Origin of the sequence: Nonomuraea sp. NPDC049750 (genome assembly GCF_040659625.1) — a bacterium.
GTDB lineage: Bacteria > Actinomycetota > Actinomycetes > Streptosporangiales > Streptosporangiaceae > Nonomuraea.
In genome coordinates, this window is sequence record NZ_JBFANB010000062.1 from 1 (window position 1) to 13548 (window position 13548).

The following is a 13548-nucleotide window of genomic DNA, read 5'->3' on the forward strand; positions in this document are numbered from 1 at the left end:
GGTATGCGTTGAAAGGCGCACGTACCGTTCGGAGGGGGGCCGTTGTTTTCCACCTCAGTGGGGGCGGCGGCCTACCCTACGCTCCTGCCGACGCCGCAGCAGGCGGCGGCGCTGGAAGCCACCCTGGACGCCGCCAACCGAGCGGCGAATCTGGTCGCGGCACTGGCGTTCCAGCAACACTGTTTCCGCAACTTCGACCTGCGCAAGCACACCTACGACCAGATCAAGGCCGAGTTCGGGCTGGCCGCCCAGGCCGCCCAGCACGTCATCAAGAAGGTGTGCGACGCCTACCGCACCCTGCACGCCAACCTGGCCGCCGGGAACCTGGGCAAGCCCGGATCGCCGCGTCGGGTCACCATCGAAGCCCAGCCGATCTCCTTCCGATCGCTGGCGGCCCAGCCGTATGACGACCGGTGCCTGTCCTGGCAGCATGATGCTCGGACGGTGTCGATCTGGACGACCGCCGGGCGGCTGAAAGGGGTGGCCTTCACCGGCTCGGCACAGCAACTGGCGCTGCTGGCCGCCCATCGACGCGGCGAGTCGGATCTGATCTGCCGGGACGGGTTGTGGTTCCTGTATGCCACGGTCGAGTTGGCCGGCCGGCCGCTATCGGAACCGGACGGCTTCGTCGGGGTGGATCTGGGTATCGCCAACATCGCTACCACCTCCGATGGGGTCCGTCATTGCGGCAAGGGCCTGAACGCGGTCCGCCACCGTCATCGCCGACTGCGCCGCCGCCTGCAGGCCAAGCAGACCAAGTCCGCCAAGCGGCTGCTGAAACGGCGGCGTCGTAGCGAGGCGCGGTTCGCCGCGAATGTCAACCACATCATCGCCAAAAGCATCGTGACCGAGGCAGAACGCACCGGGCGCGGGATCGCTCTGGAGGATCTCCAGGGCATCCGCGAACGGGTACGGCTTCGCAAGCCCCAGCGGGTCACGCTGCACTCCTGGAGTTTCCACCAGCTCTGAGCCTTCATCGCCTACAAGGCGGTCCGGTCAGGAGTGGCGGTGATTATCGTGGATGCGGCCTACACCTCACAGCAGTGCTCGCACTGTGGGCATGTGGACAAGCGCAATCGGTCTGACCAGGCCACCTTCTCGTGTACGTCGTGCGGTTTCGCTGAGCACGCCGACGTCAACGCAGCCCGCAACATCGCCGCACGCGGCGTTACGGGCTGGGCAGTGAGTCACGCTGCCTGACGCGGACCGGACCGTCGAAGCCATCGACGGCGAGGAGCTGCAAGCTCGGTCGTTTACGGCCGAGAAGCTGACACCCGTCCTTTCGGGCCGTTCGGCACGTGCCTGCTAGCCGGTCACCGCCGGGGACGGGCCGGGTGTGATGCGGTCCCAGGCGTCGAGCGGCAGCATGATGACGGCGGCGGGGAACAGGCCATGCTCCTCGTGATCGATGTGCTGGTGCAGCCGGTCCAGGGCGGCCAGTACGGCGGGCCAGTCGGGCGCGGCCGGGTCGATCGCGCCGAGCACGCCGTGGATGTCGGCATGCTCGGCGCAGAGCCGCTCGACCTCGTCGGCCAGCGGCCCGTCGGCGCGCAGTTCGGCGAACAGCCCGTTCTCTTCGGCGGCGGTGTGCGGGACCAGCCGGGCGAGCAACTCCGCCAGGAGGGGCGTGGCGTCGCCGTGCCGATCCTCGACGATGGCGCGGCGCAGCGCTCCCGCGCACTCCTGAATGTCCCAGTGCTCCTGGGACAGGCGGCCGATCAGTGGGAACTTCCGGCAGCCGCAGTAGTTGCACATGCTCGTGTCCTTATGGAACTCGTGTCCTTTTGGAAGAGGTCACAGCTCGAAGACGAGGCGGGCGGGGACCGTGCCGGCCAGGACGTCGTCGAAGGACCGGTTGATCTCCTCGAGCTTGCGCGTCTCGTAGATGACCTTGGTACGTCCCTCTGCGTGCAACTGGAACACCTCGGCCAGGTCGGCGCGAGTGCCGACGATGGAGCCGATGACGCTGATGCCGCCGAGCACGGTCTGGAAGATGGGCAGGCTCATCGCGTTGTCTTTCGGCAGGGAGACCAGCACCAGGCGGCCGCCGCGGCGCAGCGACGCGTGCGCCTGTTCCAGCACGCGCGGGCTGGCGGCGAGCACGATGGCGACGTCCGCGCCGCCGAGCGCCTGAATCTCGGCGACGGGGTCGGTGGCGGCGGCGTTGATGGTGTGGGCGGCGCCGAGGTCGCGGGCCAGCTGGAGCTTGTCTTCGGTGACGTCGACGGCGATGGTCCGGCCGCCGAAGATCCGCGCGTACTGCAGGGCGAGATGTCCGAGCCCGCCGATACCGAAGATCGCGGCCCGCTCGGACGGGCGCAGCCCAGAGACCTTGACGGCCTTGTACGTGGTCACGCCTGCGCAGGTCAGCGGGGCCGCCTCAGCCGAGATGACGCCGTCGGGCACGGGGACGACGTAGGCGGCGTGGGCGACGGCGTGCTCGGCGTGGCCGCCGTTGAGCGCGTAGCCGGTGTTCTGCTGGGACTCACACAGCGTCTCCCGGCCGCTGACGCAGTACTCGCAGGTACCGCAGGCGTAGCCGAGCCACGGCAGGGCCACGCGCTCACCGACCGCCCGATCGGTCACGGCGGAGCCGACCTTCTCGATGACGCCGACACCCTCGTGCCCGGGGATGAAGGGCAGCGACGGCTTGACCGGCCAATCGCCGTGGGCGGCGTGGATGTCGGTGTGGCACAGGCCGCTGGCCTCGATACGCACGAGAACCTGGAACGGCTCCGGCTCGGGGACGGGCACCTCCTGAATCTCGACGGGCTTGTCGAAACCGATGATGACGGCAGCACGCATGGGTTCTTGTCTCCTTTGGTCGTGCTTCACCCTCCCGCCCTGGGCGGCGCGGCGATCAGGGCCGAAGGTCCCGTACGGACCGGCCATCCGTCACTCTTTCGCGGTGCGACGTCCCTCTCCCAAGAAGCCGCCACGCTCGCACAGGGCGTGGACCAAAGCTGCGCCTCGCGGGACTTCCGTCCCTGGAGGCCAGGCCGGGTGAGGCGGTGGCATGGCACATAGAAGGAAGGTGCGGGGAAGCACGTCGGGGGTGGTGCACGCCTGGCAGTAGCCGGTGCACGCGTTCGCCGGCTCGGTCAGCCGAGGCGTGCCCGCCACGCCCGCTGCCCGGTCGCGGTGGTCCGCGCCTGATGCCCCCGGAAGCGGCCGCCGTAGGGCCCTGTTCGGCGGGACCTTGGTCACCCGACATCCGGGACGTCCGCCGCTGCCGGCCGACGCCAGGGATAGGAGAGCGTGGACGTGGGGGTGAATAGCTATGTCAATCGAAGTCAAGGACGTCATGGGACTCGTGGCCATCGCCGTGCTGGAGAACGCATCGTTCGCCGACATCGTGGCCACCATGAAGCGCTACGCGGTCGGCGCGGTCACCGTGGTCGACGCCGACCGGCGGCCGGTGGGCGTCGTCTCCGAGAACGACCTACTGCTCAAAGAGGCCGACCCGGTACGGCACAGCATGTCGATCTTCGAGTCGCGCCGCCGACGGCGCGACCATGACAAGGCCGCGGGGGCGACGGCGGTCCAGCTGATGACCTCTCCGGCGATCACCGTCACACCGGGCACGGCGGTACGGGATGCCGCCAAGCTGATGCACACCCAGCGCATCAAACAACTGCCCGTGATCGACCCGGTGACCGGCCGGATCGTCGGCACGCTGCACCAGCGAGACGTGCTGCGGGTCTTCACCCGGCCCGCCGCCCGCTGACCACGGCACCGGCGGAAACCGCTCGGCGAAGGGAGCTCATCAGCTCGCCGGTAGCGGCAGCCAACGGTGTCCCGTCCTCGGCAAGCACATCGAGGAGGAAGCCGGCTCGTCCCGATACCTGCGATCGATTCGAGCTTTGTTGAAGTCTGGGGCGGCCTGGACTGTGTTCTATAGAGTCAGCGCCCGTCATCGTACGACCCGGCCGAGGGAGAGCGATGCGGGTCGAGTTCCGGCTGTTGGGCGAGGTGTGCGCCCGTGTGGACGGCAGATCGGTCGATATCGGCCCGGCGCGGCAGCGCTATGTGCTGGCGGTGCTGCTGGCGGAGGCCAATCACCCGATGTCCATGGATCAGCTCGCCGAGCGGGTCTGGGGTGAGGACCGGCCACCGCAGGCCGCGGGTACGTTGCGGAGTTATCTGTCGCGGTTGCGGGCCGCTGTGCCGGTGGTCGAGGAGTGGGGCATCCGGCGTCGTTCCGGCGGCTATCTGCTTGAGGTCGACGAGGCGGCCGTGGATCTGCATCTGTTCCGCCGGTTGCTGGCGCAGGCGCGGGGCGGCCGGGACGGCGTGGAGCCGGTGGCGCTGTATGAGCGGGCGCTGGCGTTGTGGCGTGGCGAGGTGTTCGCCGACCTGGACACACCCTGGTTGATGGCGTTGAGGCACACGCTGCAGGCCGAGCGGTTCGCCGCGCAGTTGGACTATCACGACTTCCGGCTCCGGCGCGGTGAAGACGCCACGTTGCTCGTCGACCTCGCGACGCTGGCGGCCGTGCATCCGCTGGATGAGCGGCTGGCCGGTCAGCTCATGATCGCGCTGTACCGCAGTGGCCGCCAGGCCGACGCCTTGGCATGCTATGCGCGGATCCGGCGCGAGTTGGCCGAGGGGTTGGGGACCGATCCCGGCGCTGCTCTCCAGGGGCTCCAGCAGCAGATCCTGGCCGCCGACCCCGTGCTCGCCCCGGCGGCGGTGGACGTCGCTGTGGCAGCGCGCGGCGTCGTTCTGGTGCCGCAGACCCTGCCGGCGGCGCCGCCGTCGTTCGTCGGCCGGGACCGCGAACTGGCGGGGCTCGATGAGGCGCTGGCCGTTCAGCTGACGACGGGCACGGTGCGGATCGTCACGATCGGCGGCTGCGGTGGCATCGGCAAGACCTGGCTCGCTCTGCACTGGGCGCACCGGAACACGGACACGTTCGCCGACGGGCAGTTGTACGTGAACCTGCGTGGCTTCGACCCCTGCGACGCGACGATGTCGGCGGCGGTGGCGGTGCGAACCTTGCTGGGCGCCCTTGGCAGCGATCCGGCGGCCATTCCGCCGATGCTGGACGCGCAGGTCGCGCTGTATCGCAGTCTGGTGTCCGGCAAGCGGATGCTGATCGTTCTGGACAATGCCCGCGACACCGCGCAGGTGGCGCCTCTGCTGCCGGGGAGTCCGTCCTGTTTCGTGCTGGTGACCAGCCGCCAGGAGCTGGCCGGCCTGATGGCCGGTTACGGTGCCCATCCGATCACGTTGCCCCCTCTCGGTCAGGCCGAGGCGCGCCGGCTCTTCACTCGTCATGTGGGCAGCCGGCGGGCCGAGGCAGAGCCCGCGGCAGTGGCCGGCCTGCTGGAGCTGTGCGCGGGGCTGCCGCTCGCGCTGAGCATCATCGCGGCCCGGGCGAAGGTCCGCCCGGACTTCCCGCTGTGGGCCCTGGCCGAGAATCTGGGCAGGGACTCGGCACGGTTGGACGCCCTGGACGGAGGAGAGCCGGCCGCGGACCTCAAGGCGGTGTTCTCCTGGTCTTATCGCACCTTGTCGGCACCGGCGGCCAGACTGTTTCGATTATTGGGCATTCACCCTGGTCCGGACGCCGACGAGGAGGCGGCGGCCAGCCTGGCCGGGCTGGAGCATGCTCAGGCGCGAAGGCTGTTGACGGAGCTGACGCGGGCGCACCTGCTCATCGAGCACCGGCCGGGACGCTACACCTTCCATGATCTGCTGCGCGCCTACGCCGCGGAGCAGGCTCGCACGCGCGATGCGCAGGCTGCCCGGCGCGCCGCGTCGCACCGCGTACTGGACCACTATGTGCACACCGCTCACACGGCCATGCTGCTGCTCTATCCGCACCGCCATCCGATCACCCTGTCCGCGCCGCAGGACGGAGTGCGCCCGACGGTCCTGACCGACCCGCGACAGGCGATGGCCTGGTTCACCGCCGAGCACGCGGTGCTGATCGCGGCCGTGCGCCAGGCCGCCGACCTGGGATTCGGCACCCTCACCTGGCAACTGGCCTGGGCCTTGGTCACCTATTTCGATCACCAAGGACATTGGCCGGACCTTCTCGCCACCCAGCAGACGGCGCTGAACGCCGCGCAGCGGCTCGGCGATCGACTCGGCCAGGCCCACGCCCACAGCGGACTCGTCCGGGCCTACACCCGGCTGGGCCGCCATGACGACGTCCGCGCCCACGTCGAGCAGACGCTCACCCTCTTCACCGTGCTCGGTGACCGGGTCGGCCTGGCCAACGCCCACCGCGGCGTCGCCTCGCTCCTGGAGACCCACAGCGGGTATCGAGAGGCGCTCGACCATGCGGAACAGGCCCGTGATCTCTATCAGCAGGCCGGCCATCGGGCCGGACTCGCGCACGCGCTCAACGCGATCGGCTGGTATCACACCCTGATGGGCCACCACGACCAGGCCCTGATCCACTGCGAGCAGGCCCTGGACCTACACCTCGAGCTCGGCCATCAGCACGGGCAGGCCACCACCTGGGACAGCCTCGGACACGCGCACCTGCATCTCGGCCATCACGCCCAAGCCGCCGCCTGCTACGAGCAGGCCCTGAAACTGTTCCGTGAGGTCGCCGACCGCTACAACGAGGCCGCCACTCTCGTCCGCCTCGGCGACGCCCACCACGCCGCCGGCAACGACCGGCTGAGCGGCCATGCCTGGCGGCACGCACTGGAGATCTTCGAGCAGCTCGGCCACGCCGACGCCGACCGGATCCGCGCCAAGATCCACGATCAACTGGATCGGTAGCGCCGACGGCGCAGCGGCGAGTCCAGCACCCGCAACGAACCCACAACGCTTTCACAACGCCGGTCAGACATCCTGAGCCAGTGCGAGCGCAAGGCCGGCCGCCCATACGGAGCTGAGCACCTCGCATACCGCTGAATGGAGAACTCGGTGCTTTGTGCGATCCAAGATGATTCGGCGCGGCTCCACGGCGTAAGCGCCGAGCATCTCCAGGTGCTCGCCGATACCGACGCAGAACTTCCTCCGATCGCCCTGCCCGGCCACGGAGACCTCATTGACGCGCCAGGAAGACGTCAAGGCGACACCGGGGCGATGACACGGACGCGCGTCACCGGCAACCGAAGGGAGGTAGAGGTGATGAAGAGCGAGCCTTGAAACGGTAACCGCAGAAATGGCGTTCAGCGGAGGCTGTTTCCCGGGGTTTCCGTGGCCGCCAACAGAGAAGCAGCGAAGATACAAGAGCGCAGCAGGTTCACCTGAACCATGGCGCCCACTCGCAAGAATTTCTGCGCCACTTCACTGACGGCCGGAAATCGCCGGAAGGTGGCAGTAGGTCATCTATCTGGCGCCGGAGACGGCACTTCCGATGACAAGCGGCAAATCTTGCCCGCACATCAGCGTCCTTCCCCCGTGGGGATACGGGCCCACCAATATGCCATGTCCTCACGCCTTTCTGTTCCAGATAGGAGAACCATGCGGACCAAACTGTCGAGGATGCTCGTCGGAGCCCTGATCGTCGCGGCAGGAACTGCGACCGGGGTGCCGGCGGCATCGGCGACCGCCTCCGCCCTCCCCTGTTCGGTCTACGCGGATCCCCCGTTCGCCTATGGCGTCGGCGAGATCCGTGGAATCGGCGGTTCGACGGGCTGCGGGGAGTCCAATATCGAGGCACGCCTCTACCAGGACAAGGTCGGGCTCGACGCTCTGGTGGCGACCGGCTCGGGGTCAAACCCGATCAGGGTCTACGGCAGCTGCAACTGGGGCCACGGTAGCTACTACACCCAAACCCGCAGCCGGGGTGGCACGGTGGAATCCCAGCGCGTGACGCTCTGCTAAAAGCGTCCTGAATGGGAGTGAGGACCTTCGGACGTGGGCTCGTCATCACCCCCGAAGGTCCTCGCGCCCAGAGATAGGTTGTGAGCCTGTTGGCCATCCCGAGCGGAGTGGCCGGCCAGGTGCACGAGCCGTCGGCGTTGGGGATGGTCACATGGCCGCCGGCTGGTTCAGCAACCGTCGACGGATTGAACCTTTCGATGCGGGTCTGGGCTTCAAGTTCCGTGTCGCCGGCGGATCTGGCCACCGAGTACAGCGTCGGACGCTCCACCATCCACCGCATCATCCACGGCCCAGAAATATCCAGGTAGAGCGATCACACCCCAAAGCCCGGACGTCACCTACCGCCGTCAGATGAACCGCCAGCTCACCGTGCGGGAATCCCGCCACAAGCTCGCCCGCGACCTGTGCCACGACAAGCGCGGAACCATCCACCAGGCGTACCGCAACGGGATGGAGGACCAACTCGGCGCGCTCGGTCTGGTCCTCAACGCCATCATGCTCTGGACGACCCGCTGCATCGACGCCGCCGTCGCCCAACTCCGCGCCGAGGGCCACGAAATCCGGGACGAGGACATCGCCCGGCTCTCCCCGCTCAAGCACAAGTACCTGAACCTGCTCGGCCGCTACAGCTTCACCGCCAGCGTCCCGGCCGCCGGCGCCCTGCACCCGCCGCGCGACCCGGGCGCGGCCGGACTCGATGACGACGATGACGACGCGGACGACGCGGAGAACTGACGGCGTCAGGTGCCGACCAGGCGCGCCGATCAGCGTGTGGGCCGCCCTCGGTCAGCCGCTTCGCAGCCGTGGCGGTCTGCTCCCCCAGCGGCCGCGAGGCCACCACGGCGTGGCTGTAGCCGTTGCCGTGAGGCATGCCTCGGGGCGTACGAGGGGGCGCATCGTCACGTCCTACTCATCCGGGTCCCAGGCGCTGAGCTGGTCGAAGAGACGTCGGTCGCCGTCGAGCTTCAGGGAGTTGATCGGGATACGGTCGTGCAGGATGAGGACCAGCTCGTCGGCCGTGCCCCAGGCGGAGGCGTTGGCCGCGTCCGGGTCCTGGTCGGCAGCGGTGGCCGATATGGTGCCGGGCTCGGGGAGACGGGCGGTCCGTGCGCCGTCGGCGGAGAGCGAGAGGCGCCAGGAGCGGCCCTCGGAGGCGTGGAAGTCGACGACAGCGGGCTTGTGTGGCCAGGCACTCGTCGTTGCGACGCAGGTGGACAGGAACTCGTCGACACCGTCGAGTGCCACCTCGGCCGGCAGCGGCTGCGGGGCACCCACGGTGATCTGGGCGTCGTAGGTGTGCACCGCCATCTGCTGGAGCTGGTGCCGAGCTACGGCACCGGAGGTCTGCGGCGACTGCGACGTCTCCCACCACGTCCAGCAACCGCGATCCGGGCCGGCCTTCCGCAGTGCGTCCAGCAGTTGCTCCGTGGACTCCGCCAACCAGGCCAGCAGCGCCTCGCGCTCCCGAGGCGCAGCCCGGGAGCCCTCCGCCGCGGACTTGGCCGGAGCAGGCCCTGCGGCGACGGTGGCCGCCCAGTCGCGGCGCCCCTCGCCGATGTGCTGCGCCAGATCGAACAGCGTCCACTCGGGGCAGGTCGGCACCTGTACGTCGAGGCTGGGCGCGGAGGCGACCGCGGCGCGGAAGGCGGTCGACCGTTCGTCGATCAGTCGCAGCAGAACGGGAAACTCAAGTGTCGTTGTCACCCGGACTCTCTATCACGGCCCGGCACTCGGGTCGGTCATCAGGGGCAATGTAGCCCTGCGTAGCCGAGGTGACGGTGTGGCAAGTCGCCGTCGGTCGCCTCGCTCTACCGGGCACTCGCGGAAGCCGAGGCCGCCGCGGTGGACGAGGGACTGCCCCTTCGGCCAAGCCCGTACGCATCCGCCAGCCGTGATCATCGGCTTAGCGTGAACCGCTGTACCGCTGTGCCCCACGGCCGGTTGACCTCACAACAGTGGATTCGCTTGTTTGCGGCATTGTGCACAATCCATCTGGTCGTGGAGGCGATGGAGCTCCGAGGATGCCCTACATGGCGAGCGATGATCCACATTCTATGATCTTCATAGCCCTTCTCCGACGATGGAAGGACATGAGCATGCGGCTCAGCCTCGCTCGTTACGGCCTGCTGGCAGTGCGGCCCTGGACCTGCTCGTCGCCTTATTGATGGTTGCGAGACGATTGACGCCCACGCCGGCGGGACTGGTCGCCGCGGCGGTGGTCGCGCCGTTGTCCGCCATGGGATACATGCACGCGTATCGGCTGTTCAGAGCCGCTCGTGAGGTTGGCGCCGCACCATGGGACGCGCTGAGGACGGTCACCGATGCTCTGGTGCCGCTGCAGGTACGCATGCTCATGAGAGCGGAGCACAGGAACCTGGCCAGCTTCGCTCTGTGGGTCAGGCGGCGTCAGGACGGGGTGCCGCCGGGTGGTATTGCCCTGACGTATGCGAAGAATCAGCGGCCGCTGCTGCTGATGCTGCTGTTCGCCGTGGTCGTGCAGGCTGTTGCCCTGGAGTGGATGCTGGCGGTCTCGAACGCTGCGGCCGGCCTGCGCGCCATCGTCATGGTGGCCGACGTCTACCAACTCTTGTTCGTGCTGGCCCTCGGGGCGGCGTCCGCCACCCGGCCGCATGTCGTGACCGCGGAGGAGTTGCGCATCCGCTATGGCGCGTACGTCGACCTGCGCGTCCCGCGCGAGCTCATCGCCTCGGTCAGGGTAAGCCGTAACTACAACGCGCGCGGTGTGATCGAAGTGACGGACGGCCACCTCACCCTGGGAGTGGACGCGCAGACGAACCTGATCGTCAACCTGACCGGGCCGATCGCCGTCACCAGGCCCCTCGGCCGTCGCGAGCACATCACCACGATCCGCTTCTACGCCGACGACCCTGGCTCAGCTTTGAAAAGCCTGAAAGGGCGTTCGTGAACTAGATTCGGCCACGATCACGTGTGCCTGGCGGGCTCGCCCCGCCGGGCACCACCATGACCCGCATGACACGTCGCGCTCCGAGCCCGGCTCCTGAGGAGGAGGCTTCGAGTAGGTGGCTTTCCATCGGGGTGTTCGCGCTGGGGGGTCGTCGCTCGTGCCGCGTTTCCGGGCAGGTCATATGACGCAGATCACTAGCTTGGGGTGCTCGTAGAGCAGGTTGTCGGTGGTGCCTGCGCCGCCGGTCGCTACGCGCTCATCGCCGAGCTCGATAGTGATCTTCTGGACCGGCGCGTAGCGCGCCCGTCGAGGCGCGAAGCGCCTTAGTAACCCTTTTGTGGCTGTCATCCGGTTTCGTTTGAGTAGCGTCGCCGGGTGCCGTCGGCGATTATCGACGCGACATGACCGCGCTGCGAAAGGACCGGGCATGACGTGGCATCCGTGGAGACGGGCGTTCCTCACGGCGGGGGCGGCCGTGGTCGGCTTCGACCCGTCCACGCGCACGTGGGTCACCGACGCCGCCCAGTCTCAGGGGATGGTCGACCTGCCGCCGCTGAAGGGCAAGGTGGTGACCGATCCCGCCTCGCGCGGCCAGGCGGCCGACGACTTCGGTCACCTGGTCCATCGAACCCCCGGGGCCGTGCTGGAGCCCGGCGCCGTGTCGGACATCATGCTGATGATGAAGTACTGCCGGACGCACAGCCTGCCGGTGGCCGCGCGCGGCCAGGGACACGCCACCTTCGGTCAGGGCCAGGTCGCGGGCGGGCTGATCATCGACATGACCCCGCTCAACGCGGTTGAGGTGCGGGAGGACACGGCCGTCGTGGAGGCGGGCGCGCTCTGGAGCAGCTTGGCGCAGGCGAGCCTGGCCCACGGCCTGACCCCTCCGGTCTTCACCGACTACCTGGAGCTCTCGGTCGGCGGCACGCTCTCGGTGGGCGGTGTCGGCGGCCAGACCCACCACCACGGATCCCAGGCGGACAGCGTCGTGGAACTGGAGGTCGTCACGGGGGCGGCCAGCCTGAACAGGTGTTCCGCGCGGCTGCGCCCCGACCTCTTCCGCGCGGCGCTGGCTGGAAGAGGACAGTGCGGCATCATCACCAAGGCCACCGTGCGCCTGCTGCCGGCCCCCGAGAGGGTCCGCCACTACCTGCTCTCCTACCCGAGCGTCGCCGCGCTGACCGCCGACCAGCGGCGCGTGGTCAACGACGGCCGCTTCGCCTACGTGGAGGGAGAGCTCGGGCTGCCGACCGGCTCCGCCGGCTGGAGTTACCAGCTTGAAGCGGTCGCTTTCTTCAACGGCACGACTCCGCCCGACGACGGCAGGCTGCTCGACGGGCTGCGCGACCAGCCCGGCGACCGGCAGATCCAGGACATGTCCTACTTCGACTTCCTCAACCGGCTCGCCGCGGGCGTCGCCTATCTGAAGTCCACTGGCGAGTGGTACCGCCCGCACCCCTGGTGGAACATGTTCCTGCCCGCGAGCCGCACCGACGCCTTCGTGGAGGCCGCCATCAAGGACCTGACCGAGACCGAGGTCGGCGCCAGCGGCGTGGTACTGCTCTATCCCTTCCCCCGCGCCCGCCTGCACCTGCCCTTGCTGCGCGTGCCCGACGAGGAGACGGTCTTCCTCTTCACGCTGCTCAGAACCGCCTCGCACGGAGCCGAGAGCCCGCAGGACATGGTGGAGGCCAACCGTTCCCTCTACCTGCGCGCCCAAGCCGTCGGGGGTTACCAGTACCCGGTCGGCTCCATACCCACCACACCTGAGGAGTGGCGCACCCACTACGGCCCCGCATGGGCCGCCTTCGCGGCGGCCCATGAACGCTACGACCCCGACGGAATCCTCACTCCGGGCCAGGGCGTCTTCCCTCCGGGACCGTGAAGTCCGGAGCCGGATCACCCGTGCCGAGTTTCGCCGCCAGGCGAAGGGCGCGGTGTCGCAGGGGACGGCCGGTCGGGTCGCCCCGGGCGTTTCAGCCCGGGCTCGATTTTACCTTGGGCTGACTTGGTCGAGGAAGGTTAGCGCCAGGGTCCGGTGTTCGGCGATGACCTGGGTCAGCGGCTCGGGCAGCCACCGCCCCTGGCCGGGCCAGCGAGTGGCCGCCAAAACGCTCTCGGCCGTCCGACGGGTCAGTGCACGCAGAGGGCCGAGACGGTCACTTCGTAGACCCACCAGGAGCTGTCCGGCGCGATGAAGAGAGTGCGATCGCTCTGTGACCAGTTCGCGCAGTCACCACCCGCCGCCAGCACCGCCGCCCTGGCCTCCTGCGCGCCGTTGTGCTTGGCCACGTCCGAGGTCCGGCCCTGGCCCACCGCGCTCGCCGAACGCGGAATCGTGTAGGACATGGCGGACTGATCGGTGGCGGCGTCGACCGCCACGGCGCCGAGACCGAGCGCCGTCACCGTGACAAGGGACGCGGCCGATGCGCGCCAAAGGAGCGCTCTCCTGCGGCGGCCTGTGCGAGATTCCATCTGCCCTCTCCACATCGTCGGACGTATGGGGATCGCGGCGCTTGGCGCGCCGCGACGTCAACGTAGATCCGCAATCGCAGCCGCGCCAGATTCAGTTGGTCGCCGCCGCATCGGCCCACGATGCGACGTCCGGTGGGCTGAAAGTTTCACGAAAGCGAAAAGGCGTCTCGGGTGGCGCGTTCGGCGGCGCGAGGGTGAGGTCGAGCTCGCCGGCATCGATGGCGGCCAGGTGCGCGTCGATCTCGGCGTCGTTGGCCAACCCCGCGGCGAGCAGCTCGGCGCGGACCATGCGCACCGTCGCGTCTCCAGCCGGTCGCAGGCTACCCCCGCCGACCGGGAAGCAGCGGCCCGTA

Annotated in this window: 11 protein-coding genes and 2 pseudogenes; 8 read left to right on the forward strand and 5 right to left on the reverse strand. The window is 68.8% G+C overall.

Translation table 11 applies throughout. The features are described from left to right. The first annotated feature begins 57 nt into the window (after positions 1 to 57). A pseudogene (locus tag AB0J16_RS58910) lies at positions 58 to 1200 on the forward strand (transposase). A 105-nt stretch (positions 1201 to 1305) separates the two neighbouring features. On the opposite strand, the gene AB0J16_RS58915 reads toward AB0J16_RS58910, so the two are convergent. Together AB0J16_RS58915 and adhP are read right to left on the reverse strand one after the other, a co-directional pair. Beyond that, the gene (locus AB0J16_RS58915; protein WP_358557953.1) at positions 1306 to 1755 is read right to left on the reverse strand and encodes a hemerythrin domain-containing protein; all 450 of its coding nucleotides are present in this window, start codon (positions 1753 to 1755) and stop codon (positions 1306 to 1308) included. 39 nt (positions 1756 to 1794) lie between these two features. Beyond that, positions 1795 to 2805 carry an alcohol dehydrogenase AdhP gene (gene adhP / locus AB0J16_RS58920; protein WP_358557956.1) on the reverse strand — a complete coding sequence of 337 codons (1011 nt, stop codon included), beginning with the start codon at positions 2803 to 2805 and terminating at the stop codon, positions 1795 to 1797. A 475-nt stretch (positions 2806 to 3280) separates the two neighbouring features. Here adhP and AB0J16_RS58925 point away from each other — a divergent pair, with 475 nt between their 5' ends. The 5 genes and pseudogenes from AB0J16_RS58925 to AB0J16_RS58945 form a co-directional block, all read left to right on the forward strand. Beyond that, entirely contained in the window at positions 3281 to 3727 is a 447-nt protein-coding gene (locus AB0J16_RS58925; protein WP_358557959.1) for a CBS domain-containing protein, read from the forward strand. 215 nt (positions 3728 to 3942) lie between these two features. Next, a complete protein-coding gene (locus AB0J16_RS58930; RefSeq protein ID WP_358557962.1) occupies positions 3943 to 6741 on the forward strand; it encodes a BTAD domain-containing putative transcriptional regulator in 2799 nt (932 codons plus the stop codon). A 135-nt stretch (positions 6742 to 6876) separates the two neighbouring features. Beyond that, entirely contained in the window at positions 6877 to 7113 is a 237-nt protein-coding gene (locus AB0J16_RS58935) for a hypothetical protein (protein ID WP_358557964.1), read from the forward strand. Between the two features lie 318 nt (positions 7114 to 7431). Then, positions 7432 to 7794, forward strand: coding sequence for a hypothetical protein (locus AB0J16_RS58940; protein ID WP_358557967.1), 363 nt, complete (start codon positions 7432 to 7434; stop codon positions 7792 to 7794). A gap of 330 nt (positions 7795 to 8124) precedes the next feature. Next, positions 8125 to 8529, forward strand: a pseudogene (locus tag AB0J16_RS58945) (Tn3 family transposase); the annotation flags it as partial. 171 nt (positions 8530 to 8700) lie between these two features. On the opposite strand, the gene AB0J16_RS58950 reads toward AB0J16_RS58945, so the two are convergent. Continuing rightward, positions 8701 to 9498, reverse strand: coding sequence for a maleylpyruvate isomerase N-terminal domain-containing protein (locus AB0J16_RS58950; RefSeq protein ID WP_358557970.1), 798 nt, complete (start codon positions 9496 to 9498; stop codon positions 8701 to 8703). Positions 9499 to 9874: 376 nt separating this feature from the next. On the opposite strand from AB0J16_RS58950, the gene AB0J16_RS58955 reads away from it, so the two are divergent. Together AB0J16_RS58955 and AB0J16_RS58960 are read left to right on the forward strand one after the other, a co-directional pair. Continuing rightward, on the forward strand, positions 9875 to 10720 hold the full coding sequence (locus AB0J16_RS58955; RefSeq protein WP_358557973.1) for a hypothetical protein: 846 nt from the start codon (positions 9875 to 9877) through the stop codon (positions 10718 to 10720). A 427-nt stretch (positions 10721 to 11147) separates the two neighbouring features. Further along, positions 11148 to 12605, forward strand: coding sequence for an FAD-binding protein (locus tag AB0J16_RS58960; RefSeq protein WP_358557975.1), 1458 nt, complete (start codon positions 11148 to 11150; stop codon positions 12603 to 12605). 248 nt (positions 12606 to 12853) lie between these two features. Here AB0J16_RS58960 and AB0J16_RS58965 read toward each other — a convergent pair whose 3' ends face one another. Both AB0J16_RS58965 and AB0J16_RS58970 read right to left on the reverse strand, forming a co-directional pair. After that, positions 12854 to 13195, reverse strand: a complete 342-nt coding sequence (locus tag AB0J16_RS58965) for a hypothetical protein (protein WP_358557978.1) — start codon at positions 13193 to 13195, stop codon at positions 12854 to 12856. 91 nt (positions 13196 to 13286) lie between these two features. Beyond that, positions 13287 to 13490 (reverse strand): hypothetical protein, encoded by a 204-nt coding sequence (locus AB0J16_RS58970; protein ID WP_358557981.1) that lies wholly within the window; start codon positions 13488 to 13490, stop codon positions 13287 to 13289. Positions 13491 to 13548 lie beyond the last annotated feature (58 nt).